The sequence below is a fragment of the Hyphococcus sp. D3-15 genome (assembly GCF_055809375.1).
In genome coordinates this window covers 2399462-2420947 of the sequence record NZ_CM147910.1, presented here as the reverse complement: position 1 = coordinate 2420947, position 21486 = coordinate 2399462, and the positions used below count along the sequence as shown (strand labels likewise).

23 protein-coding genes, 1 tRNA gene and 1 pseudogene are annotated in these 21486 nt (G+C 59.9%); 5 read left to right on the top strand and 20 right to left on the bottom strand.

The features are described 5' to 3' along the window. The first annotated feature begins 52 nt into the window (after positions 1-52). Complete coding sequence (locus AC0L8G_RS11975; protein WP_473384423.1) at positions 53-1312, top strand: class I SAM-dependent methyltransferase; 1260 nt, start codon at positions 53-55, stop codon at positions 1310-1312. On the opposite strand, the gene AC0L8G_RS11970 is transcribed toward AC0L8G_RS11975, so the two are convergent. From AC0L8G_RS11970 to AC0L8G_RS11935, 8 genes are all read right to left on the bottom strand, one after another. After that, positions 1309-2010 carry an ABC transporter ATP-binding protein gene (locus AC0L8G_RS11970; protein ID WP_473384422.1) on the bottom strand — a complete coding sequence of 234 codons (702 nt, stop codon included), beginning with the start codon at positions 2008-2010 and terminating at the stop codon, positions 1309-1311. The two genes, AC0L8G_RS11975 and AC0L8G_RS11970, sit on opposite strands and share 4 nt — an antisense overlap. Further along, positions 2003-3280: a lipoprotein-releasing ABC transporter permease subunit gene (locus tag AC0L8G_RS11965; protein WP_473384421.1), complete on the bottom strand. Its 1278-nt coding sequence runs from the start codon at positions 3278-3280 to the stop codon at positions 2003-2005. Before AC0L8G_RS11965 ends, AC0L8G_RS11970 begins: the two co-directional genes overlap by 8 nt. A 33-nt stretch (positions 3281-3313) precedes the next feature. Then, a complete protein-coding gene (proS, locus tag AC0L8G_RS11960) occupies positions 3314-4660 on the bottom strand; it encodes a proline--tRNA ligase (protein ID WP_473384420.1) in 1347 nt (448 codons plus the stop codon). Between the two features lie 83 nt (positions 4661-4743). Further along, positions 4744-4983 carry a hypothetical protein gene (locus tag AC0L8G_RS11955; RefSeq protein ID WP_473384419.1) on the bottom strand — a complete coding sequence of 80 codons (240 nt, stop codon included), beginning with the start codon at positions 4981-4983 and terminating at the stop codon, positions 4744-4746. Beyond that, positions 4980-5279 (bottom strand): hypothetical protein, encoded by a 300-nt coding sequence (locus AC0L8G_RS11950; RefSeq protein WP_473384418.1) that lies wholly within the window; start codon positions 5277-5279, stop codon positions 4980-4982. The genes AC0L8G_RS11955 and AC0L8G_RS11950 overlap by 4 nt, the downstream gene beginning before the upstream one ends. 104 nt (positions 5280-5383) lie before the next feature. Continuing rightward, positions 5384-7474 carry a winged helix-turn-helix domain-containing protein gene (locus AC0L8G_RS11945; protein ID WP_473384417.1) on the bottom strand — a complete coding sequence of 697 codons (2091 nt, stop codon included), beginning with the start codon at positions 7472-7474 and terminating at the stop codon, positions 5384-5386. 140 nt (positions 7475-7614) lie between these two features. Then, positions 7615-7971, bottom strand: a complete 357-nt coding sequence (locus tag AC0L8G_RS11940; RefSeq protein ID WP_473384416.1) for a UrcA family protein — start codon at positions 7969-7971, stop codon at positions 7615-7617. A 255-nt stretch (positions 7972-8226) separates the two neighbouring features. Next, positions 8227-8311 (bottom strand) — tRNA-Leu (locus tag AC0L8G_RS11935). A gap of 207 nt (positions 8312-8518) precedes the next feature. Between AC0L8G_RS11935 and lipB the strand changes: the two genes are divergently transcribed. The 4 genes and pseudogenes from lipB to AC0L8G_RS11915 all read left to right on the top strand — a co-directional run bounded on the left by lipB (position 8519) and on the right by AC0L8G_RS11915 (position 11194). Next, entirely contained in the window at positions 8519-9253 is a 735-nt protein-coding gene (gene lipB / locus AC0L8G_RS11930; RefSeq protein ID WP_473384415.1) for a lipoyl(octanoyl) transferase LipB, read from the top strand. Between the two features lie 42 nt (positions 9254-9295). Further along, a pseudogene (locus AC0L8G_RS11925) lies at positions 9296-10122 on the top strand (NAD-dependent epimerase/dehydratase family protein). Continuing rightward, positions 10122-10310: a hypothetical protein gene (locus tag AC0L8G_RS11920; protein WP_473384414.1), complete on the top strand. Its 189-nt coding sequence runs from the start codon at positions 10122-10124 to the stop codon at positions 10308-10310. The pseudogene AC0L8G_RS11925 and the gene AC0L8G_RS11920 overlap by 1 nt, the downstream one beginning before the upstream one ends. Before the next feature lie 89 nt (positions 10311-10399). Continuing rightward, positions 10400-11194, top strand: coding sequence for a hypothetical protein (locus AC0L8G_RS11915; protein WP_473384413.1), 795 nt, complete (start codon positions 10400-10402; stop codon positions 11192-11194). Here AC0L8G_RS11915 and AC0L8G_RS11910 read toward each other — a convergent pair. From AC0L8G_RS11910 to secY, 12 genes are all read right to left on the bottom strand, one after another. Beyond that, positions 11191-11928 (bottom strand): ATP12 family chaperone protein, encoded by a 738-nt coding sequence (locus AC0L8G_RS11910; RefSeq protein WP_473384412.1) that lies wholly within the window; start codon positions 11926-11928, stop codon positions 11191-11193. The two genes, AC0L8G_RS11915 and AC0L8G_RS11910, sit on opposite strands and share 4 nt — an antisense overlap. Continuing rightward, on the bottom strand, positions 11904-12884 hold the full coding sequence (locus tag AC0L8G_RS11905; RefSeq protein ID WP_473384411.1) for an RluA family pseudouridine synthase: 981 nt from the start codon (positions 12882-12884) through the stop codon (positions 11904-11906). Before AC0L8G_RS11905 ends, AC0L8G_RS11910 begins: the two co-directional genes overlap by 25 nt. Beyond that, positions 12881-13264: a fluoride efflux transporter CrcB gene (gene crcB, locus AC0L8G_RS11900; protein ID WP_473384410.1), complete on the bottom strand. Its 384-nt coding sequence runs from the start codon at positions 13262-13264 to the stop codon at positions 12881-12883. Before crcB ends, AC0L8G_RS11905 begins: the two co-directional genes overlap by 4 nt. Next, positions 13264-14043, bottom strand: a complete 780-nt coding sequence (locus AC0L8G_RS11895) for a sterol desaturase family protein (protein ID WP_473384409.1) — start codon at positions 14041-14043, stop codon at positions 13264-13266. The genes crcB and AC0L8G_RS11895 overlap by 1 nt, the downstream gene beginning before the upstream one ends. Positions 14044-14048: 5 nt before the next feature. Next, on the bottom strand, positions 14049-15359 hold the full coding sequence (locus AC0L8G_RS11890; RefSeq protein ID WP_473384408.1) for a replication-associated recombination protein A: 1311 nt from the start codon (positions 15357-15359) through the stop codon (positions 14049-14051). Between the two features lie 53 nt (positions 15360-15412). Next, the gene (locus AC0L8G_RS11885) at positions 15413-16846 is read right to left on the bottom strand and encodes a Do family serine endopeptidase (RefSeq protein ID WP_473384407.1); all 1434 of its coding nucleotides are present in this window, start codon (positions 16844-16846) and stop codon (positions 15413-15415) included. A gap of 104 nt (positions 16847-16950) precedes the next feature. Beyond that, a complete protein-coding gene (rplQ, locus tag AC0L8G_RS11880; protein ID WP_473384406.1) occupies positions 16951-17388 on the bottom strand; it encodes a 50S ribosomal protein L17 in 438 nt (145 codons plus the stop codon). Between the two features lie 38 nt (positions 17389-17426). Then, on the bottom strand, positions 17427-18437 hold the full coding sequence (locus AC0L8G_RS11875) for a DNA-directed RNA polymerase subunit alpha (protein WP_473388860.1): 1011 nt from the start codon (positions 18435-18437) through the stop codon (positions 17427-17429). Between the two features lie 47 nt (positions 18438-18484). Next, positions 18485-18880: a 30S ribosomal protein S11 gene (gene rpsK / locus AC0L8G_RS11870; RefSeq protein ID WP_473384405.1), complete on the bottom strand. Its 396-nt coding sequence runs from the start codon at positions 18878-18880 to the stop codon at positions 18485-18487. 12 nt (positions 18881-18892) lie between these two features. Continuing rightward, a complete protein-coding gene (rpsM, locus tag AC0L8G_RS11865; RefSeq protein WP_473384404.1) occupies positions 18893-19261 on the bottom strand; it encodes a 30S ribosomal protein S13 in 369 nt (122 codons plus the stop codon). Positions 19262-19493: 232 nt separating this feature from the next. After that, on the bottom strand, positions 19494-20084 hold the full coding sequence (locus AC0L8G_RS11860) for an adenylate kinase (RefSeq protein ID WP_473384403.1): 591 nt from the start codon (positions 20082-20084) through the stop codon (positions 19494-19496). After that, on the bottom strand, positions 20081-21424 hold the full coding sequence (secY, locus tag AC0L8G_RS11855; protein ID WP_473384402.1) for a preprotein translocase subunit SecY: 1344 nt from the start codon (positions 21422-21424) through the stop codon (positions 20081-20083). The genes AC0L8G_RS11860 and secY overlap by 4 nt, the downstream gene beginning before the upstream one ends. Positions 21425-21486 lie beyond the last annotated feature (62 nt).

Genomic DNA, 21486 nt, shown 5'->3' with positions numbered 1-21486 from the left:
TCTGAGTTGTGACCAGCGGCGGGAGGAAACCGCAAGCAAGAGGTCATGCAACATGACGATGCACATCGAGTCGCGGGGAGAGACGCTTCAGGCCGCCCCGGGAACAACTAACCAGTCTGCGTTGCAGATGGATCATTTGCCTTTTTTCTTCCGGCAAATCATCAAAATCGCATCGCATATGCATTATGGCGCGCTCACTTTTGAGCTTCCCGACGGGCGTACGCTGACGCTGAAAGGCAAAGAAGAAATCGACGCTAAAGGCGTTATCCTTGTGCGGCGATGGCGGTTTGCGCGGCGCGCGGTTTTTGGCGGCGATATCGGGTTTTTCGAAAGCTTCGCCGATGGCGACTGGGACACGCCGGACCTCGCCGCCCTGCTTTATGTTTTTGCGCGCAATGCCGACCATTTACAGCGCGTCTTCGCCGCCCTGCCCTTCGTCGAATGGCTGAACGGATTGCGGCGCAATGCCCGGAAAAACACCAAGGCCGGATCGAAGCGCAACATTGTCGCCCATTATGATCTCGGCAACAGCTTCTATGAAAAATGGCTCGATCCGAGCATGACCTATTCGTCTGCGCGTTTTTCATCGCTGTCAGACAGCCTCGAAGCGGCGCAGCTCAACAAATATGAAAGCCTCGCGCGGATGATCGATCTGCAGCCGGGTGATCGCGTGCTGGAGATCGGCTCCGGCTGGGGCGGCTTCGCTGAATACGCCGCCGGCAAATACGGCGCGCATGTCACCGGCGTCACCTTGTCGCCGTCGCAACTCGCTTATGCGCGCGAACGCATCAAACGCGCCGGCCTGGAAGACAAGGCGGAATTCCGGCTGCAGGATTATCGCGATGTGACGGAAAAATTCGACAAGGTCGCCTCCATCGAAATGTTTGAAGCGGTGGGCAAGGAATATTGGCCGACTTACTTTGAAAAACTAAAGGACGTTCTGAAACCCGGCGGACGAGCCGGCCTGCAAATCATCACCATCGCCGATCGCTTTTTTGACCGGTATTCGAAATCAACCGACTTTATTCAGCGTTACGTGTTTCCCGGCGGCATCCTGCCCAGCACGTCGATTCTGTCGAAGCTGACGGATCAGGCGGGACTGAAGCTGCGCGATGTCCAGGAATTCGGACAAGATTATGCGCGCACCTTGCATGAGTGGAGCGACCGGTTTCTCGGCTCATGGGACGAAATCCGAACAATGGGTTTTGACGAACGCTTCTCGAAATTATGGCGCTTTTATCTGGCCTATTGCGAAGCGGGCTTTCGCGCCGGCACGACGAATGTCCGGCAAATTCTGGTCACGCCTGCTTAAGCGGGTTCCTTGCGGACTTCGACCAGCCTTTGCTCGCGGATCACAAAGACGCGGTCCATGCGTTTGGCGAGCCGTTGGTCATGAGTTGCGATCAAGGCGGAAAGCCCCTCGCCGCGCACCAGCTTCAACAACGCGTCGAAAACCACATCGGATGTTTTCGGATCGAGATTGCCGGTGGGTTCATCCGCCAACAGGATCTTTGGATTATTGGCGAGCGCGCGCGCGATGGCGGTGCGTTGCTGTTCGCCGCCGGATAGCTGGCCCGGCTGATGCGTCATGCGTTCGCCGAGCCCCATCAGGGTCAACAGACGCGCGGCTTCAGCTTCGGCCTTTTTCTTTTTGACGCCTGCAATCAACTGCGGAAGGGCGACATTGCCGAGCGCCGTGAACTCCGGAAGCAGATGATGGAACTGATACACAAAGCCGAGTGTAGCGCGGCGGATATGGGTGCGTTCTGAATCGCTGAGTTTTGACGTCGCGCGGCCCATAATGTGGACTTCGCCGGCGGACGCCTGTTCGAGCAGACCGGCGATATGCAACAGCGACGACTTGCCGGAACCCGACGGCCCAAGCAGCGCAGCGGTTTCACCAGCACGAAGCGTGAAGTCGATATGTTCGACCACGACCAGATCGCCATAATGGCGCGCCACATCTTCAAGGCGCAGCGCAGGCGGCATGGCTTGTGCGTCCTTACTCATAGCGCAGCGCCTCCACCGGATCGAGGCGCGCGGCGCGCCAGGCGGGATAGATCGTCGTGAAGAATGACATGAAGAGCGAGAAACCGGCGATGAGGAAGACCTCATTCATTTCCAGTTTCGCCGGCACGCCGTCGAGATAATAAACTTCCGCCGGGAACAGATCGGTGCCGAACATGGCGGACAAGCCGCCCTCAATGGCGTCGATATTGAGAACGAACAGAGAGCCCAGCAATATTCCCGCCAGCGTGCCGAGCAGACCGATCATTGTGCCGGAAAGCAAAAAGATGCGCAGGACCGAGCCTTGCGTCGCGCCCATGGTGCGCAGGACGGCAATATCGCCGGTCTTGTCTTTCACCAGCATGATCAACCCGGTGACGATGTTGAGCGTCGCCACGATGATGATCAGGAACAAAACCAGCCGCATGGCGAACCGCTCGACCTGTAGCGCGTTGAAGTAACTCTGAAAGCGTTGTTGCCAGTCAACAACGTAAAGCCCCTCTCCAACGCTGGTGAGGGCGTCGCGGTAAGACCTGATTTCTTCGGGGTCGTCCACATTGACCTCGATGTTCTGCACGCTGTCGCCAAAACCGAAAAACAACTGCGCCTGTTCCAGCGGCATGAAGCCATAGATGGCGTCATATTCCGCATTGCCCACATGAAAGATCGCGCCGACCGTATAGACCTTGCTGCGCGGCGTGCGGCCAAAGGCGGTTTCCGGCCCCTGCCCGGTCAGCAAACGCACTTTATCGCCTGCATTGACCCCGAGCTGGCTTGCTACCCGGCTGCCAAGGACGACTTCATCGCCGCCCTTTTCCCCGACACCGAAATTTTCAACCGAGCCGTCGACAATATGGCCCGGTCCGGTGATGTAGTCATTGCTCAGCAGTTCTTCGCGATGGACCCCGCGGACCACCATGCCGGTCTCTCCGTCTGCGCTGGCGAAGACGGGCATCTCGATCAAGGGCGTCGCCTGTTTGACGCCGGGAATTTCGGCGAGCTTCAAGGCGAGGTTTTCATAGTCGCTGAGCGGCGTTTCGGCCTGCACATGGGCGTGGCCATTGGTGCCGAGCAATTGATCAAGCAGCGTCAGGCGAAAGCCCTGCATGATCGACATGACAGAGATCAGCGCCGCGACCGCGAGCATGATCCCGCCAAAGGCGATCATTGAAATCAGCGACACGCCCTTGCCCGAGCGAGTGGCGCCGAGATAGCGCCGGGCGACCATCCATTCGAAATAGGAAAAAGGCGTTGTCTTTTTCGCAGCCGCCATTGTCTGTCTTTCAACTCACTTGCAGATTGCTTCTTACGCGTATTCGAGTTCGGCCTTAACCTTTTTTGCGATCTCTTGCGCGGCTTGCTCGATCTTCAGCGATGATTTTTCACCATCGGCGCGGCATTTGATTTCCGCTTCGCCGGCTTCAAGCCCGCGCGGACCGATTGTGATCTGATAAGGCAGGCCGATCAGGTCCATGCGCGCGAATTTCTCGCCGCCGCGCGCCGGCGTGTCGTCATAGAGCACCTCGACGCCCGCTGCTTCCAGCTCGGCGTAGATTTTTTCGCATGCCGCGTCGCAAGCCTCGTCGCCGCTGCGCATATTGATCAGCCCCACATGGAAAGGCGCGACGGCGATCGGCCATTTGCAGCCCGCATCATCATGATGGGCCTCAATCAGCGCGCCCAGCAACCGCGACACGCCAACGCCGTAAGACCCCATCTGGACATTCAACTCGCCGCCATCAGGACCGGCGACAACCGCCTTCATGGGCTTTGAGTATTTCTCGCCAAAGAAAAAGATATGCCCGACTTCGATGCCGCGCGCGGAAATGCGTTTGTCGGCGGGCACCTGTTTGTCGAACTCGCCCTCATCATGCATTTCGTCGGTCGCTGCATAAAGCGAGGTGAACTGATCAATGACGGGTTGAAGGTCGCCGTCGAAGTCTATGGTTTTTGACGGCGTCTCCAGCTCAACCAGGCCGCGATCACAGAACACGGCGCTCTCGCCTGTATCGGCGAGCACAATGAATTCGTGAGAGAGGTCGCCGCCGATGGGGCCGGTGTCCGCACGCATCGGAATCGATTTCAAACCCATCCTTGCGAAAGTGCGCAAATAGGCGACGAACATTCTGTTATAGCTGCGCCGGGCGCTCGCATCGTCGATGTCGAACGAATAGGCGTCCTTCATCAGGAACTCGCGGCCGCGCATAATGCCGAAACGCGGACGGATCTCGTCGCGAAACTTCCATTGAATATGGTAGAGCATTTTCGGCAGGTCTTTGTAGGACCGCACGCCGGCGCGAAAGATCTCGGTGATCATCTCTTCATTGGTGGGCCCGTAAAGCATTTCACGGTCCGCCCGGTCGGTGATGCGCAGCATCTCCTTGCCATAGGCGTCATAGCGACCGCTTTCACGCCACAAATCGGCGGGCTGAATGGTCGGCATCAGCATCTCGACAGCGCCGGCGCGGTCTTGCTCCTCGCGAACGATCTGTTCGATCTTCTTCAACACCCGAAAACCAAGCGGCAGCCAGGCGTAAATGCCTGCGCCTTCCTGCCGGATCATGCCGGCGCGCAACATCAGGCGGTGCGACACAATCTGGGCGTCGGACGGGGTTTCTTTCAAAAGGGGCAGATAAAATCGGGAAAGACGCATGGGGGACCGGAAAAAGGCTGCTACGGGAGAGCCTTCTAGAGCGTTTTCCGGCGCAGGGGAAACCCCGCGTCAGGGGGCGATGTTCAGCGCGTGCAGTGGCCCTGGTCACCGGCATCCGCCGCAGCCATCTGCACGAGCTGGAAACCGCCATTTGGCTCGCCGGTTTCGCCAGCCTCGCCCGCCTCCGCGCTGTGGTTCGCGCCGATGGAGGTGATGTTTGCAAGCTCCGGGCAAGGCTCCACGCCCGCAAGACGGGTCTGTGCGTAACTCGACATGGCCCAGTAAAGAACCCCGATGGAAATGACGAAGGCGAGCATTTTCATTGCGTACCCCTGCAGAACTGGCCTGAATTGATGATGGTTGCGCCCATCTCATCGAGACGGAGGTCGAAACGCTGAAGCAGCCGCTTGCTCGCCCAGCCGTGGCGTTCTTGCTGGCGGTAGACGATCACGCCTTCCTCCTCCGCTTCGACGCGGATCAAGGCGGCGCTATTGCTGGCGAGGAGATAGGTTTCCTGTGCGGCGCAGGGGCCGGGGCGCGTAAACACGACATCGCCAACCGCGCCGAGCCCGGCGACGGCGAAGGAAATCCCGGCGATGATGATGCGTCCTGCCTCCATGGGCCGGGCGTTGCATCCTTCGCGCCAGATTAAGGATTTTCACGGATTTCGCGGGAACGCCGCGTCCTATGGGGCGCGGGACGAATGAATCGGGGTGCTTTTGGTTAACTGCGCAGCTGCAGCAGTCCAATATCGACTTCCTGGCCCTGCCCGCGAGAGAACATGGCGCCGCCATCGGGGCCCGCGCCGAGCCATGAGGCATCTACCGGCAAGTCAGAAACCATGCGCGCCGGCCCCTCCCATGGGTGCAGCCACATTGTCGGGGCGCGGTCATACAAGCCGCGAATGACGAAAATTCCAGCCCCGCCAACCGTCCATAGATCGGCTTCTTCAAGTTCGGCATGGGGGAGCGGCTCACCGTCCATGGCATCGATCACCAGCGCGTTGTTGCGCAGTGTGAAAAGCCTGCCGTCCGGCCCGCCGCGCAGCGCCCGTACGTTCTCGCCGCCCTGAACCGGCGCCGGTGCGGCAAGGTCGTCGAGACTGACTTGCATCAGGCGTTGCCCGGTTGGTCCGCGCTCAACATAGAACACCGTATCCCCGGAGGGCGAAAAGACGGGGTCTATCTTGTCGATGCCGTCAGAAGTGACGGCGCGCAATTGCGAGCCGTCGCGGGCGACCACATAGAGTTCGGCGCGGCGATCACGGATCGCGGTGAAAGCAATGTAGCGGCTGTCTCGCGACCAGACGCAACTCGTGATGTAGCTCGCGCCGAAATCGGTCAGCCTGACCGAAGGGCCGCCATTCTCGATGAGCCACATTTCCGGCGAGCCGCTTCGCGTCGACATAAAGGCGATAGATCCATCCGGCGCCGCCTGCCCGCCCCAGTCATAGCCGCTGCCTTCGGTATAATCCGTCAGAACGCCGTCGCCGGTCATCGCGGCGAGATTGACGCCGCCCCGCGGCGCCTCGATGGCGAGCCGGTTATTCTGGTCGATAGACATATGCGTGAAGGTGAAGGCGCCGAGACCGAGGCTCACTCTTTGCGGCGCGCCGGGGCGACGGGCGTTGATCGACCACAGGCCAAACCCGCCATCGCGGTTAGACGAAAAGAACACATGCTCGCCATCTGCCGACCAGACATAGCCCTGCGTCTTCCAGCCGTCTTCGACCAGCGCACGTTGTTCTCCCGTCTTGAGATCGAGCAGGATCAGATCATCGCCGCCGGGCATGTAGGTCCGACGGAAAACAATCAAGTCGCCATCGCGCGAGGCCTGCGGATTAAAATCTCCAAATGTGCCGGGAACAGGCGTCGTCAGATCGCGCAGCGCCCCTGTTTCGATATCCACGGCGCGAAGGCGGGGCAGCTCGTCAGGCCCCGGACTATCTGAAATCGCCAAGGTGCGCTGGTCGAGCCATGTAACGGCGGTGGAGCCGACATACTCGCATCGCGCAACGATGCGCTCCGCACCGCCGGGGATCGGCGTAACAATGATGGCGCAAGGCTCCTGGCCGGATTTGCGGATAAAGGCGATGCGGTCGCCTGACTGCGACCATGCGGCGGCGTGATCGTTTCCGGGACCTGAGGTCAGGCGCACCGGAACGCCGCCCGAAACCGCGCGCAAAAAGAGATCGCCGCCGGCGCCGGGCTCGGCCTGCGCCGTATAGACGATGCGCGCGCCATCAGGCGAAATCGCTGGAAAGGTTTCGATGTCGCGCGTCGTCGTCAGCGGCCGATAATCGACAGCAGCCCAGTCAACCGCGGGCGGTGTGCGCATGCTGAGCACCAACGCCGCCGCAACGATCACCAGGAAGCCCGCGCACAGTGCAAAAACGCCTCTGCTGATTGTAATTTTTCTGGAGGGCGCAGCGGCGGCGGCTTCGCCTTCCGCGCGATGCGCCTGCGCCTCCATCGCCTTCAACCGGTATCCGACCTTCGGAATGGTTTCGAGCGTGACGCCGGAAGCGCCGTTCAACGCTTTGCGCAATTGCGAAACGCATCTGTTCAGCGCGCTTTCGGTGACAATCCGCCCGCCCCAGCATTGCGCGATCAACGCATCGCGAGACAGGGGCGCGCCGCCAGCGCGATGCAATGCAACAAGCACCTTCATCACTCTGGGTTCCAGCGAATGCGAGGCGCCGCCATATTCGATTTCAAGGGCGGCGGGATGCACCCGCGTCGCGCCAGCGGTAAACGGCGTCTCGCTGCCGAGATCGATCTCTTCCGCCTCGATTAAGCGAGCCTTCTCACTCATGTCGTTCACAGTGACTCCGCCGGAGCCGCGCGCGACCGGTCGCGTGCGACTCCGGTAGTGTCCAATGAATTCATCCGGTTGAAAAGGCCTCACTCGAAGCTCAATCACTGTTCATAAGCGTTACGGCGATAACGAACTGGTTACTTGGCGGCGTATTTGACGGATTTGTTGTGCAGCTGCGTGACCAGAACAGCATCCAGCCGCTCAACCGCCGCCTCTATTGCGTTCTGGCGGCAGTGCTCGAATGTCTCGCGCGTCAGTTTGGGCATGAGATCGTAACTGCGATGCCGTCTTGGGTCCCCGCCGCAGGCTTTATAGGCGGCGGCTTCAACACGGCTAAGCAATTCGCGGGCCCCCGCTTCGGTGTCGAGGTCGATATCGGAATAGGAGACTTCGACATCGCGAATGTAGTCCGCCTTTGCGGGGCCGGCGGCGCTGGGGCTGACCGTCACGGGAAGAATGGCGGCGGCGAAAATCAGAGCTTTGAGGTAGTGCATGGCGTGTCTCCTGGTTGCGAAACGGATTGAACGAACCAGGCGGATTTCGCGGAGGATGACGGCTGATGTCGCGCCCGCCGCCATGATGAAAAAGTGATGATTTCCGGAGGAAGCCCCGAATTGCGCCATTCTCCGCCGAAAACACACACATAAGCGCGACCTCCGCTATGCGGCGGGGTCGTCATGGCCTTTTGAGGCGTGAGGGCTGGTTTAGAGATGTAAGGGGCCGATGCGGGCCCAAAGCTGGCGAGAAAATGGTGCGGTCGAGAAGACTCGAACTTCCACGGGTTGCCCCACAGCGACCTCAACGCTGCGCGTCTACCAATTCCGCCACGACCGCACGTCCCGGCAGGGAGGGCGCGACATAGCAAAAGCCTTTGGCCCTGTGAAGCCCAAATAGCGACGATAAACACCGCTTTTGCGCGTTTCCCGGCGGATTGCGCCTCCCCGCCGGAAAGCCGGGCGCGCCGCCCTCTCCCGCCGCGCCCCTTGCCCTCGGGCGCCCCAGACCGCATATCGCCAGCGTTACCGAGGTCCGAAAGACGAAATGGCATCTGACAGACTAAATGCGCCCGGCGCGGCGTCCCTCGACAAGCTCTACCGGGACCGCCCGGTGGAATGGGCCGTGTCGCCCGGCCGCGTCGATTATGATCGCGCCGTCGCCTTCATGGAAACGCGCGCGGCGGCCATTCGCGCCGGCGAGGCGGACGAGCTTGTCTGGCTGCTGGAGCATGAGCCGCTCTATACGGGCGGGACCAGCGCCAAGCCGCAGGACCTGCTGAATGCAGACCGCTTTCCCGTGCATCAATCGTCACGGGGCGGACAATACACCTATCACGGGCCCGGCCAGCGCGTTGCCTATTTGATGCTCGATCTTGAACAACGCGGCAAGGATGTGCGCAGCTATGTGCATGGTCTTGAGCGCTGGATTATCGAGACGCTCGACGCCTTCAATGTGAAGGGCGAACCGCGCCCGGACCGGGTCGGCGTTTGGGTTGACCGGACAGAGCCAGGCGAGGCGCATCGGGAAGACAAAATCGCCGCCATCGGCGTTCGCATCCGGCGCTGGGTGAGCTTCCATGGCGTCGCCTTGAATGTGGAGCCTGACCTCGCCCATTTCGCAGGCATCACCCCATGCGGCGTGAGCGAACCGGGGCTTGGCGTCACGAGCCTTGTGGACCTCGGACTGCCGGTGACCATGGACGATGCGGATGACGCATTGAAACGCGCGTTTCATCAGGTTTTCGGGCCGACTCTCGACGCCGCATCGCCTTCATGGTGAAATAGCTGTCCTAACGAACTGATTCCCTTAGGGAGGCAGGTCATGGCGGACAAGATACTTGTTACGGGCGTCAGCGGCTTTGTCGCCAAGCACGCCGCGCTTCAACTCCTGCAAAAAGGTTATGAAGTGCGCGGGACCATCCGCGCCCTGAACAAGGCGTTTCAAGTCAAAAAATCACTTGAAGAAGCCGGCTGCGATATCAGCCGCCTGTCCTTTGTGGCGGCCGATTTGCTGTCCGATGAAGGGTGGGATGACGCCGCCAGGGAGTGTGACGGCGTCCTGCATATCGCATCGCCCTTGCCCACCTCGCAGCCGCGCGATCGCAATGCGCTGACCCCGGCGGCGCGCGGTGGCGCGCTGCGGGTTTTAGCGGCCGCAAAAAAGCCGGCCGCATCGTCATGACCTCGTCCATTGCGGCGATGATGTATGGCCCGGATCGCCCTTCGGACATGACGGTCGGCGAGAATGACTGGACGGATCTTAAATGGCGCGCCTTGTCGCCCTATGTCGTATCGAAAACCGAAGCGGAACGCGCCGCCTGGGACGCCGCAGTGATTGGCGGGTTCAAGCACCGGCTGACAACGATCAATCCGTCTCTGGTGCTCGGGCCGCCGCTGGACGATGACATTGGCGCCTCACTTGATTTGATCAAGCTATTGATGACCGGCGCCTACCCGGCGCTGCCGCCCGCATCCTTTCCGATTGTCGATGTTCGCGATGTGGCCGCGTTGCATGTGGCGGCGCTGGAAGAGCCCGCCGCCGGCGGGCGGCGCCTGATTGCATCCGCAGATACGCTCGCCCTGAAAGAGGTCGCCGATATTCTTCGCGAAGCGTTTCCGGAGCGGGCGAAAAAATTCCGTCAGCGGTGATGCCGACCTGGCTGGTGCGAATGCTGGCGTTGGTCGACCGCAATCTTGCGTCGGTCACGCCGGACCTCAATGCGTCCCCGCAAGCGGACACGGCCTACGTCACTGAGTTAACGAATGTGCGTTTCAGGCCTGCAAAAGAAGCAGTGCTTGCAGCGGCGGCGGCTTTGCAGCGCCTTAAGATGATTTAATATTTTAATTTGTTGCGAAACCTTTTGGATTTCCAGACCTTTTACCGGTTATGATGAACATCCGGCTGAGCAATTCAGGGAGTATTTTGATGGCGAAATTCCGGTTCGAAATCACAGTATCCAGCCTGTTGGCGTTAGGGTTGAGCGCGGCGATCGCCGCCGCCCCGGCGCATGCTCTGCAAGATGATGAAAGCGCCCAAACGCCGGTCGCCGTCAGCCTTGATCCGGCTTTGGATGAAACTGCGACGGATGGCGTTACAGCGCCCGAGGCTGAAATCGATCCGGATGCGATGGCTGACTCTTTGAATTCCAGCCAGCAATTGAAACAGACTTTCACCCTGCGCCGGAGCGTCGACGGCAAAGTCATCGAAACCGAAAAACGCACAGTCACCTTCGACCGCAACGCGCCCTACCGGGAGACTGAGGCAGGCGTAACCACAGTGCAGCGCCTTAAGGAATCCTTCGACGGCGAAGCACTGACGCGCACCGAAGCGTTCGAAGAAGCCAAGCTTGATTTTGTGATCGCGGATGTAAATCGCGACGACAAAATGACCTCATCGGAATTTGCCGGTCTCGTAGAAAGCTGGCGTAAAAATGATGCGCGTCAGGCCATGGCGCCGAACAAAGAGATCGCCCGGCAGCGCGAATATGACGCCTTTCTCGAAGAGATCGATCCGAATGCTGCAAGCGTGCAAACGGAAGCTTTTGCGATGAAAAAATTCGCGTTCATGGCCGGCGCCGCGGGCAGTTTGAGCCTGCAGGAATATATCCGCGAATATCTGCTCGATTTCGATTCCATGGACGCCGATAAGGACACGATCCTGACCGATGAGGAATTAATGCGGTTCCGGGCGATTAATCGCGGCGAAACGCTGGAAAACTAGTCTGCGCGCAGCAGCGCCAGGAATTCGGCGGCTTTCAGGAAATCCGTGCGCAGGCGTTCCTCGCGCGCTTTGGCCTCTTCATCGACGCCCCAGCTTTCTTCCTGAAACCATTCATCGACGCGCGACGCCGCAAACAGTGTTTCCGCCGCCTCCGCATTGTTCCAAAGCGCCAAAGCCAGCACCGCCGAACCGGAGATCGCGGTTGCAACCATCATCGCAAACAACGTTTCCGGCGTCTCCTTGGAAAGCCTGCTGCGCACCGCGACAATAGACGCGTCCGGTTGAGAAACGGCCACTACGCCCGATGTCGTGACCAAAATGGCGCCGAATTCACGCCGCATAAATTCAATAAACGGGTCCCAGACTTCCGCTTGCCGGGAAACCAGTTTCTCCGGTCCGTCAGCGCGGTAGCAAATGAGATCCGAGCCCAGATAGTTGAGCACCTCGTCGCGCCATTCTTTCGCTTCGCTGACGCCGCCATCGAGGGCGGCGGACAACATACCGGTAAGCGGCATTGTATTGCGGTCGATATGCTCGCCTTGCCCGGCCCATTCGCCAGCGACAGAGTCCGCGAGCGCTTGCGTCGGAGCCGACAACACATGACGGCCCAGCGTTTTGGCCTTGCGGCCGTCAAGCGCGATGGCGTAACGCCCCTCATGGGGGGTGACGGTTACGTCCTTGTAAAACCTTTTCGGGCGCGCCGGCTCGGTCACTTCCGCAAATCCTCCGGCCATTCCGCATCAGCATTTTTGTCGAAGGCGAAAAACTTCCACGTATCGAGCATATGTCCTTGCAAGGGCGCCGATAAGGTCATGCGCCGCCCGGTTTTTGGATGCGGGAATGTCATCGAACGGCAGAACAGGTGAAGCTTCGGCGACACGCCTTCGATATGCGCTTTCTCGCCGCCATATTTTCCATCGCCGACGACCGGGCATTCGATTGCAGCCGCGTGGACGCGCAGCTGATGGGTGCGGCCGGTGACCGGACGCATTGCAAGGAAGGAGACCGTCCCGGCTTCTTCGATAATCTGATAGTCGGTGACGGCGCGTTTTGCGTCTTCGCCGTCAGCCGGAACCATGCGTTCTTCTTCGCCTTCGCCGATGCGGACCATTTTCTTGGCGATCGCCAGATTGATGGTTCCCTGACGCGGACGCGGCGCGCCGGCGACCAGCGCCCAGTACGTCTTGTCGACATCGTGCCCCTTGAACGCATCGCCGAGGCGCTGGGCCGACTGGCGGGTCTTCGCCACCAGCAATAGCCCGCCCGTATCCTTGTCGAGGCGATGCACCAGGCGCGGACGCTCGCCGTCTTTTTCAAGCGCGCCCAGCATGCCGTCAATATGCTGCTTCACGCCCGGCCCGCCCTGTACCGCCAGCCCAAAGGGTTTGTTCAGCGCGATAAAGGCGTCGTCTTCAAAAACGATCAGACGCCGGATGGCTTCCGCATCGGCGGGATTGTGCTGGCGCGCAACCGGCGTCGGCGTATCCGACAAGGGCGGAATTCGAATTTCTTCGCCAATTTCCAGACGCCGGCTCGCCTTCACGCGCCCGCCGGCGACACGCACCTGACCCTTGCGCAGATATTTTTCCAACTCACCATGACGGACTTGCGGAAAATGCGCCTTGAACCAGCGATCGAGGCGCATGCCTTCTTCGTCAGACTTAACTTTTCGTGTTTGCACGCCGCTCATGTCAGTTGCCGCCCTAGCGCCAGTCCGGCGAGAAGACCGCCCACGGACAAAATGAAAGATGCGATGAGGTATGACGCGGCGATCATCATCGTCCGATCTTTATACAGCGTCACCACATCGAGAGAGAAGGTTGAGAAAGTCGTAAAGGCGCCCAGCAACCCAACGGTCAGAAAGGCGCGCAGCGCCGGGCTGGCCGGTTCGCGCTGCGACAGCCAGACAATGATCAGCCCCATGGCGAATGACCCCGCTATGTTCACGGTCAGCGTGCCCCAGGGAAAATTCGGACCCAGAAGATGCATCGCGGAGCGCGACACCGCATGGCGCGCCATCGCGCCGATAGCGCCGCCGGCCGCAACCGCCAGCCAGATTGTGCTGCTCATTATCCGTTCCTCATGAATGGCGTCAGGATTAACCGCAAAAGCGGTTTATCTTCAATGGATTCAAGACCGATTTTCATCTCCGGCGTCCGCTCGGTGCGGCTGCGGGAGGCGAAAAGCCGGTCCCAGAGGCTGAAGATCGCTCCGTAATTTGAATGTGTGTCCGCCATCACCGCGTGATGATGCACCCAATGGATTGAGGGAGTCACCATGATCCGCGACAGGCCCCGTTCAAAACCGGCCGGCAAGCGCAGATTGGAATGATGAAAAATCACCGCACAGAGAAACACCGCCTCAAACAACACTACATGGGCAAGCGGTATGGCGAGCAGCATGATCGGGATCAGGCGCAGCGCGGCGGAGATCGCCACTTCGCCAAGATGAAAACGGAAGGCGCTTGTTGTGTCCAGAAACTCATCGAAATGATGCACCTTGTGAAAACGCCACATCAACGGAACACGGTGCCAGGCGCGGTGAACCCAGTAAGTCCACAGATCGAGAAGAATTATATCCACCAGGAGCAAGGTGAGGCCGCCCGGCAAATCCTCCGGACGCGTCCAGATCAGGTGGTTCGCTCCAAAGGCGGTGATTGGCGCCACGATCAAGGGCGACATGGCGAATACGATCACCCACAGGCCGAAATTGCGGATCAGGCGGGCTCTCGAGTTTGGCGCGGGCGCCGCCGCCAACAGGCGTTCGCCGACAAACAGCGCACAAAACACCGGCGCCGCGACAAGCACTTTGGCTCCGGCAGGGGACGCCAAAAGGGATTGAAAAGACATTTCCATCAGGCGCCGGATTTTTCCCGGCGCTTTCTGTCCCAATAGTCAAGACGTTTGGCGATTTCCTTGTCGAAGCCAAATTGCGAGGGCTGGTAAAACTTGTGACGCTCCATGCCGTCGGGAAAGTAGTTCAGCCCTGCAAAGCCGTCATCCGCGTCATGGTCATATTCGTAGCCCTTGTGATAACCGAGCTGCTTCATCATCTTGGTCGGGGCGTTGACCGCATGCATGGGCGGCATCAGCGAACCGGTTTCGCGCGCAACCGCCTTGGCGTTGTGAAAAGCGACATAGGCGCGGTTCGACTTCGGCGCGGTCGCAAGATAGGCGACAAGCTGGCCGATAGCGATTTCGCCTTCCGGTTGACCGAGAAATTCATAGGCTTGCTTGGCGGCGATAGCGAGCGACAGCGCCTGCGGGTCGGCATTACCCACATCCTCTGACGCGACCACGACAAGACGGCGCAGGATGAATTTCGGATCTTCGCCACCCGCCAGCATGCGCGCCGCCCAATAGAGCGCTGCATCCACATCGGAGCCGCGAATGGATTTCTGCAACGCGCTGGCGAGATTGTAGTGGGACTCCTGCCCCTTGTCGTAAACCGGCGCGCGTCTCTGTACGATTTCGCCGAGTTCATTCGGCTCGATCAGGGCGCGGTCATGCGGCTCCAGAAAAATCTCTTCGGCGAGGTTGAGCATGAAGCGCCCGTCGCCATCAGCCATATTGCGCATTAATGCACGCGCATCATCCGTCAACGGAAGGTCGCGGCTCTCCGCCTTCTCGGCGCGCTTCAGCAGCAGCTCCAGCGCGTCATCATCAAGCCGGTTCAGGGTAAAGACCTGCGCCCGGGACAACAGCGCTGCGTTGAGTTCAAAGGATGGATTTTCTGTCGTCGCGCCGACCAGCGTAATCACGCCAGCCTCCACATGAGGCAAAAACCCGTCTTGCTGCGCCTTGTTGAAACGATGGATCTCGTCAACGAAAAGCAGCGTTCCCCTCCCCGCCGCGCGTCGCGCCTTTGCGCGCTCGAAGACTTTGCGCAGATCGGCGACGCCGGAAAAAATCGCGGAAATCTGTTCGTATTCCAGCTTGGCGTCCTCTGCGAGGAGCCGCGCTATTGTTGTTTTGCCAACGCCGGGCGGGCCCCAGAGAATGATCGAGGACAAGCGCCCCGCATCAAGCATGCGCCGCAAGGCGGCGCCTTTGGCCAGCAAATGATCCTGCCCGACCACTTCACCAAGCGTTGTCGGACGCAACCGATCCGCCAGCGGCCGCGGCGCGTCATTTTCAAGTCCCGCCGCGTTGAAGAGGTCATTCATATCGCGCCTAGCGCCCCACCCGCCAGGGCACAATGCGTCCGCCCGTGTCGACCTCAAGCACCCAGCTTGTCGCCGTTTTTCTTGATCTCGCGATCCAGCTCTGCTGCTGTCGCAACATCCTTTCCGTTTACGGAGATAATCTTGTGCCCGGGTTTCAGACCGCGGCGCGCCGCAAAAGAGCGCGGCTCCACCTGGCTAACCACGACGCCTTTTGACAACGGGTCGAGCCCGAGTTCTTCGCTGAAGCGCGGTGAAAGATTGTCGACCGTCACACCATTTAAAGGATGATTGCCCGACAGCGCGCGGGTGTCGCGAACCGGCGTCTCAGGCGGCAAGGAGAGTTTCACTTTGGCGTTGCGGGTTTTGCCGTTGCGCACATAAACCACATCTGCGTCATCGCCGTCATTATTGACGCCGATCCGGTATTGCAGGGTTTGCTCGTCATAGACCGGCTGGCCATCGACTTCGATGATGACATCGCCGGGGGCGATGCCGGCAAGGTCCGCCGGACCCTTTGTCCAGACATCATCGATGATCGCCCCGGCGGGACGGTCGAGTTTCAACGCTTTGGCGAGATCGGCGGTGACAGTGCTGGTGGAAGCGCCGATCCAGGGGCGAACCAGCGCCGTGCCGGAAATCGCGGATTTGATCACCTGTTGCACAAGCCGCGACGGGATCGCAAAGCCAATGCCGTTGGAACCGCCGGAGCGCGAATAGATCGCGGAGTTGACGCCGACCAGGCGCCCGTCAACATCGATCAACGCGCCGCCGGAATTGCCCGGATTGATGGCGGCGTCGGTCTGGATGAAGAATTGATAATCGGAAATCGAAACGGCGGTGCGCGCCAGCGCCGAGATGATGCCGTTGGTCACGGTCTGTCCGACCCCGAACGGATTGCCGATCGCGAGCACGATGTCGCCCACATGGATGGAATCGGAATTGGCGAAGGTCAGGTAGGGCAATGGCTCGCCCGCTGTAATGCGCAACACCGCGAGATCGGTCTGCGCGTCGGCCATCACCAGTTCCGCCTCGAATTCGCGGCGGTCGCTGAGCACGACCTTGATCTCGGTCATGCCTTCGATGACATGGTTGTTAGTGACGATGACGCCGTCCGGGCTGACAATAACGCCGGAGCCGAGCGAATTCTGTTCGCGCGGGCCGCCGCCGCCAAAGAAGCGTTCAAAGAACGGGTCGCCGGCAAAGGGGCTGCGCTGCTGCACCACGCGCTTGGTGTAGACATTCACGACCGCAGGCGCCGCGCGCTCAACAATCGGCGCAAAGGAAAGCTTCACTTGCGACATGGATTGCGGCACGGCGCGGGGCGCGCCTGAAATCGTGTCGCCGGCCATTTCGCGCTGCGGATCGGCTAGCGCATCCGGCGTCGTTTCTTGTGCGGGCTGGGGCGCAGATTGGGGCGCAGGCTGGGCGCAGGCCGTAGAGATTTCAAACAGCACAGCGCCGACCAGCGCCAGGATCATGCGAAGCATCGAAAGTCTCCTCCAGACAAAACAAAACGCGCGGGGAGAGATTACACCCCCGCGCGTTCGCTGTTCAATCTTTCCCGCATAACGCTTTGGTTAGCGGGCGATTTCTATTCTTCGTCGTCATCCTCAACGCCGATCACCGGACCTGAGTCCTGACCTTTTGCGTCTTCATCGCGATCAACGAATTCAATCACGGCGAGCGGTGCGTTGTCGCCATAGCGGAAGCCCGCTTTCATGATGCGAATATAGCCGCCATCACGCTCCGCATAACGCGGGCCAAGCGTGTCGAACAGCTTCTTCGTCATGGTCTTGTCGCGAATGCGGGACACGGCCAGGCGATGCAGATGCAGCGCGCGGTTCGAGTCCTTGTCGGCATGCTTCGCCATCGTGACGAGTTTCTCAACGATCGGACGAAGCTCTTTCGCCTTCGGCAGTGTCGTTGTGATTTGCTCGTGCTTGATGAGCGCGCAAGCCATGTTGGCGAACATCGCCTTGCGGTGTTCGTGGGTGCGGTTCAGTTTTCTCTGCGCCATCCCGTGTCGCATGGCTTTTACTCCTTAGGCTGACCTATCGTCAGACTTTGTTATTCGTCAAATTTCTTCGCGAGTTCTTCTATGTTTTCAGGCGGCCAATCGGGCACGTCCATGCCGAGATGCAGACCGAGGCCCGCCAGCACTTCCTTGATCTCGTTCAAAGACTTGCGGCCGAAATTCGGCGTACGGAGCATTTCCGCTTCGGTCTTCTGGATGAGATCGCCGATATAGACGATATTGTCGTTCTTCAGACAGTTCGCGGAACGGACAGAAAGCTCGAGCTCGTCGACCTTGCGCAGCAGCGCCGGGTTGAACGGAAGCTCTTCACGAGCGTCGCCGCCCATGTCTTTCGTCGGCTCATCGAAATTGATGAAGATCTGCAGCTGGTCCTGCATGATGCGCGCGGCGTATGCGACGGAATCATCAGGCGACAGCGAACCGTCGGTTTCGACTTCCATGACCAGCTTGTCATAGTCGAGAACCTGACCTTCGCGCGTGTTTTCGACGCGATAGGCGACGCGGTTGACCGGTGAATAGAGGCTGTCCACAGGAATAAGGCCGATCGGCGCATCTTCCGGGCGGTTCTGCTCGGCCGGGGCGTAACCCTTGCCGGTGTTGACCGTCATTTCGATGCGCAGGTTAGCGCCTTCATCGAGATGGCAGATCACGTGGTTCTTGTTGAGGATTTCAACCGCAGAGGTTTCCTCAATATCGGCAGCCGTAACAACGCCCGGCGTCGATTTCTTCAGAACCAAGCGCTTCGGACCATCCGCATGCATGCGCAGCGCAAGCTGCTTAACATTGAGGACGATGTCGGTGACGTCTTCACGCACGCCGGTGATCGACGAAAACTCGTGCACAACGCCATCGATCTGGATCGACGTGACGGCGGCGCCTTGCAGCGACGACATCAAGATCCGGCGCAGCGAGTTGCCAAGCGTCAAACCGAACCCGCGCTCAAGCGGCTGGGCGATGATCGTCGCTTTACGCTGCGGATCGGCGCCCGGCGTCACTTCGAGTTTCGAAGGGCGGATCAGCTCTAGCCAGTTCTTCTCGAGGATATGTGTTGAATCCATGTGTGGATCGCTCTCTTTATTCAGTATCGGGATTAAACGCGACGGCGCTTGCGGGGACGGCAGCCATTATGCGGGATTGGCGTGACGTCATGAATGACCGTAACGGTCAGCCCAGCGGACTGAAGGGCGCGAAGCGCGCTTTCACGGCCGGAACCGGGACCGCGCACAGAAACGCTGACGGTCTGAAGACCGTGATCCATGGCTTTTTTCGCCGCATCTTCAGCAGCAAGCTGCGCTGCGTAAGGGGTCGACTTGCGCGAGCCTTTAAAGCCCATGCCGCCTGCTGACGACCAGGAAATCGTATTGCCCTGCTCATCGGCGATGGTGATCATGGTGTTGTTGAACGAGGCGTTTACGTGAACGACGCCCGTTGAAATGTTTTTACGTTCGCGGCGCTTAACGCGCGCTCCGGCTGCTTGCTTGGCCATTGATCCGTGTCCTTACTTCTTCTTGCCAGCGATCGGCTTGGCCGGGCCCTTGCGCGTGCGGGCGTTGGTGTGGGTGCGCTGGCCGCGAACCGGCAGGCCGCGACGATGACGAAGACCGCGATAGCAGCCCTGATCCATCAACCGCTTGATGTTCACAGCGACGTCGCGGCGCAGATCGCCTTCGACCATATAATCGCTGTCGATGGTTTCACGAATCTGCAGGACTTCGGCGTCCGACAATTCGTTGACGCGGCGTTCGGCCGCGATGCCAACTTTTTCACAAATCTCAGCGGCTTTCGCCGGGCCGATACCATGGATGTAACGCAGCGCGATGGTGACGCGCTTGTTCGTTGGAATATTGACGCCTGCAATACGGGCCACAGGTTGGTTCCTTCTTTTACCTCTTGCCCCTTTTCCTTTGGCCGGGCCAACCATTTTAAAGGTCCATTCGGACCCGCCTCTTACGCACTCAACACGCTGCCTGTTTCCAAGCAACAAGGCCCGCGACGGCGTATAGGGGTAAACCCCTGCCGGGCGGGCGGTACTCCATCTGACGGAGAACGCGTAGATATAGCCGCGCGCACCCTGCCGTCAACCGTTTTTCAAGGCTAATTCAGCCCTGAAATTGGTCCAAAATCGCGTCAATCTCGGCTGAAACGGTGTTCACCGCCTGCATGCCGTCAACCGCCCGCAATTTGCCCTGTCCCGCATAATGCGGGATCAAGGGCGCCGTCTGATCGCGATACACGCCGAGGCGCTTCGCGAAGGTCTCTTCATTATCGTCAGCCCGGACGGTTTCGCCCCTGGCCTTGGTCTCTTTGATCCGGTTGCGCAGGCGATCGACCAGCGCCGCCTCGTCGACCTGAAGCTCGATCACGGCGTCAACCGCCCGCTCTTTCTTGGTCAGGATCGCATCCAGCATCTCGGCCTGGGCGACCGTCCGGGGGAACCCGTCCAGCAGGAAGCCCGGCGCGCAATCTTCAGCCTCGATCCGCTCTTCGATGATCGCGGCGACCACATCGTCGGAAACGAGGTTGCCGGCGTCCATGATGGCTTTAGCCTTCAGCCCGACCGGGGTGCCGGCCGCAACCGCCGCACGCAGCATGTCGCCGGTGGAAAGCTGAGGTATGCCGTAGCGCTCTACGATATGGGCGGCCTGTGTGCCTTTTCCGGCGCCTGGCGGCCCGAGAAAAATGACGATCATCGCCGCCCTCCCCGGAGCTTGGATTTCTTGATCAAGCTTTCATATTGCTGGGCGAGTAGATGGCCCTGAATCTGTCCGACCGTATCCAAAGTCACCGAGACGACAATGAGCAACGAGGTGCCGCCGATATAGACCGGGATAGACTGGCTGTAACTCGCCTTGAGAATCTCCGGCAGGATACACACAAAGGTCAGGTACAATGCGCCGATCATCGTCAAACGGGTCAGCACGAAGTCGAGATATTCCGCCGTGCGCGCGCCGGGACGGTAGCCCTGAACGAAGCCGCCATATTTCTTGAGATTATCCGCGACCTCTTCAACGTTGAACACGACAGACGTGTAGATGAAGGTGAAGGAGATAATCAGCGCCGCATAAAGCGCGATATAGGAAGGACGGCCCGGCTGGAACAGGTAAGTCAGGGTCTGCAGCCACTCCGGAGACCCTTCGCCGCCCACAGCGCCCGCCGCCGTCGCAGGCAGCAATAGCAATGAAGACGCGAAAATCGGCGGAATGACGCCGGAAACGTTGAGTTTCAGCGGCAGGTGGGATTTCTCGCCCTGGGTCATGCGCTGGCCAACCTGGCGGCGCGGATACTGAACCAAGATCCGGCGCTGGGAGCGTTCCATGAACACCACAAAAGCGATCAGCCCGAGCGCAAGCGCAGCAATGATGAGGATCGCGCCGCCGCCAACGCCGCCGCCGGCCCGGCCCTGATCGAGAAGGGCCGCGATCGCGCGGGGAAGTTCTGCAACGATGCCAGCGAAGATGATCAGCGAAACGCCATTGCCGACGCCGCGCGCAGTGATCTGCTCGCCCAGCCAAAGCAGGAACATGACGCCGCCGACCAGCGTGACCGTCGTGGTGATCAGGAAGAATGGACCGGGTTCGATGACAGTGCCCGGCGTGCCCTGCAGGCTGACCGCAATAAAGTAGCCCTGCATGGTCGCAAGGAAGACAGTCAGATAGCGGGTATATTGGTTGATCTGACGGCGGCCCTGCTCGCCCTCTTTCTTCACCTTTTCAAGCGACGGAATAACCGCCGACATCAACTGCATGATGATCGAGGCGGAGATGTAGGGCATGATGTTGAGGGCGAAGATCGCCATCCGCTCAACCGCACCGCCGGCGAAGATATTCAGCGTGCCGAGCAGGCCGCCGGACTGGCTTTGAAAGCCCTGGCTGAAGGCGACCGGATCGATGCCGGGGATCGGCACAAAGGTCCCGAGGCGATAGACGATAAGCGCGCCCAAGGTGAACAGAAGACGCTTTTTAAGCTCTTCTGCCTTGGCGAAGGAGCCAAAATTGATGTTTGACGCGAACTGTTCCGCTGCGGAAGTCATCTGCCTGTCACCTGTTCAGCTTGCCCTTGTGGTCCCCACCCGTGGTTCCCGTCTCGGGAGCC

Excerpts from the sequence above, each read along its gene's own strand:
- AC0L8G_RS11965 (WP_473384421.1), bottom strand. The coding sequence starts at position 3,280 with ATGGCGGCTGCGAAAAAGACAACGCCTTTTTCCTATTTCGAATGGATG.
- AC0L8G_RS11905 (WP_473384411.1), bottom strand. The coding sequence starts at position 12,884 with ATGAGCGGCGTGCAAACACGAAAAGTTAAGTCTGACGAAGAAGGCATG.
- AC0L8G_RS11910 (WP_473384412.1), bottom strand. The coding sequence starts at position 11,928 with ATGGCCGGAGGATTTGCGGAAGTGACCGAGCCGGCGCGCCCGAAAAGG.
- AC0L8G_RS11915 (WP_473384413.1), top strand. The coding sequence starts at position 10,400 with ATGGCGAAATTCCGGTTCGAAATCACAGTATCCAGCCTGTTGGCGTTA.
- AC0L8G_RS11970 (WP_473384422.1), bottom strand. The coding sequence starts at position 2,010 with ATGAGTAAGGACGCACAAGCCATGCCGCCTGCGCTGCGCCTTGAAGAT.
- AC0L8G_RS11895 (WP_473384409.1), bottom strand. The coding sequence starts at position 14,043 with ATGTCTTTTCAATCCCTTTTGGCGTCCCCTGCCGGAGCCAAAGTGCTT.
- secY (WP_473384402.1), bottom strand. The coding sequence starts at position 21,424 with ATGACTTCCGCAGCGGAACAGTTCGCGTCAAACATCAATTTTGGCTCC.
- AC0L8G_RS11860 (WP_473384403.1), bottom strand. The coding sequence starts at position 20,084 with ATGATCGTCATTTTTCTCGGGCCGCCAGGCGCCGGAAAAGGCACACAG.
- AC0L8G_RS11890 (WP_473384408.1), bottom strand. The coding sequence starts at position 15,359 with ATGAATGACCTCTTCAACGCGGCGGGACTTGAAAATGACGCGCCGCGG.
- AC0L8G_RS11975 (WP_473384423.1), top strand. The coding sequence starts at position 53 with ATGACGATGCACATCGAGTCGCGGGGAGAGACGCTTCAGGCCGCCCCG.
- AC0L8G_RS11945 (WP_473384417.1), bottom strand. The coding sequence starts at position 7,474 with ATGAGTGAGAAGGCTCGCTTAATCGAGGCGGAAGAGATCGATCTCGGC.
- AC0L8G_RS11950 (WP_473384418.1), bottom strand. The coding sequence starts at position 5,279 with ATGGAGGCAGGACGCATCATCATCGCCGGGATTTCCTTCGCCGTCGCC.
- lipB (WP_473384415.1), top strand. The coding sequence starts at position 8,519 with ATGGCATCTGACAGACTAAATGCGCCCGGCGCGGCGTCCCTCGACAAG.
- rpsK (WP_473384405.1), bottom strand. The coding sequence starts at position 18,880 with ATGGCCAAGCAAGCAGCCGGAGCGCGCGTTAAGCGCCGCGAACGTAAA.
- rplQ (WP_473384406.1), bottom strand. The coding sequence starts at position 17,388 with ATGCGACACGGGATGGCGCAGAGAAAACTGAACCGCACCCACGAACAC.
- crcB (WP_473384410.1), bottom strand. The coding sequence starts at position 13,264 with ATGAGCAGCACAATCTGGCTGGCGGTTGCGGCCGGCGGCGCTATCGGC.
- AC0L8G_RS11940 (WP_473384416.1), bottom strand. The coding sequence starts at position 7,971 with ATGCACTACCTCAAAGCTCTGATTTTCGCCGCCGCCATTCTTCCCGTG.
- AC0L8G_RS11955 (WP_473384419.1), bottom strand. The coding sequence starts at position 4,983 with ATGAAAATGCTCGCCTTCGTCATTTCCATCGGGGTTCTTTACTGGGCC.
- proS (WP_473384420.1), bottom strand. The coding sequence starts at position 4,660 with ATGCGTCTTTCCCGATTTTATCTGCCCCTTTTGAAAGAAACCCCGTCC.
- AC0L8G_RS11885 (WP_473384407.1), bottom strand. The coding sequence starts at position 16,846 with ATGCTTCGCATGATCCTGGCGCTGGTCGGCGCTGTGCTGTTTGAAATC.
- AC0L8G_RS11920 (WP_473384414.1), top strand. The coding sequence starts at position 10,122 with ATGCCGACCTGGCTGGTGCGAATGCTGGCGTTGGTCGACCGCAATCTT.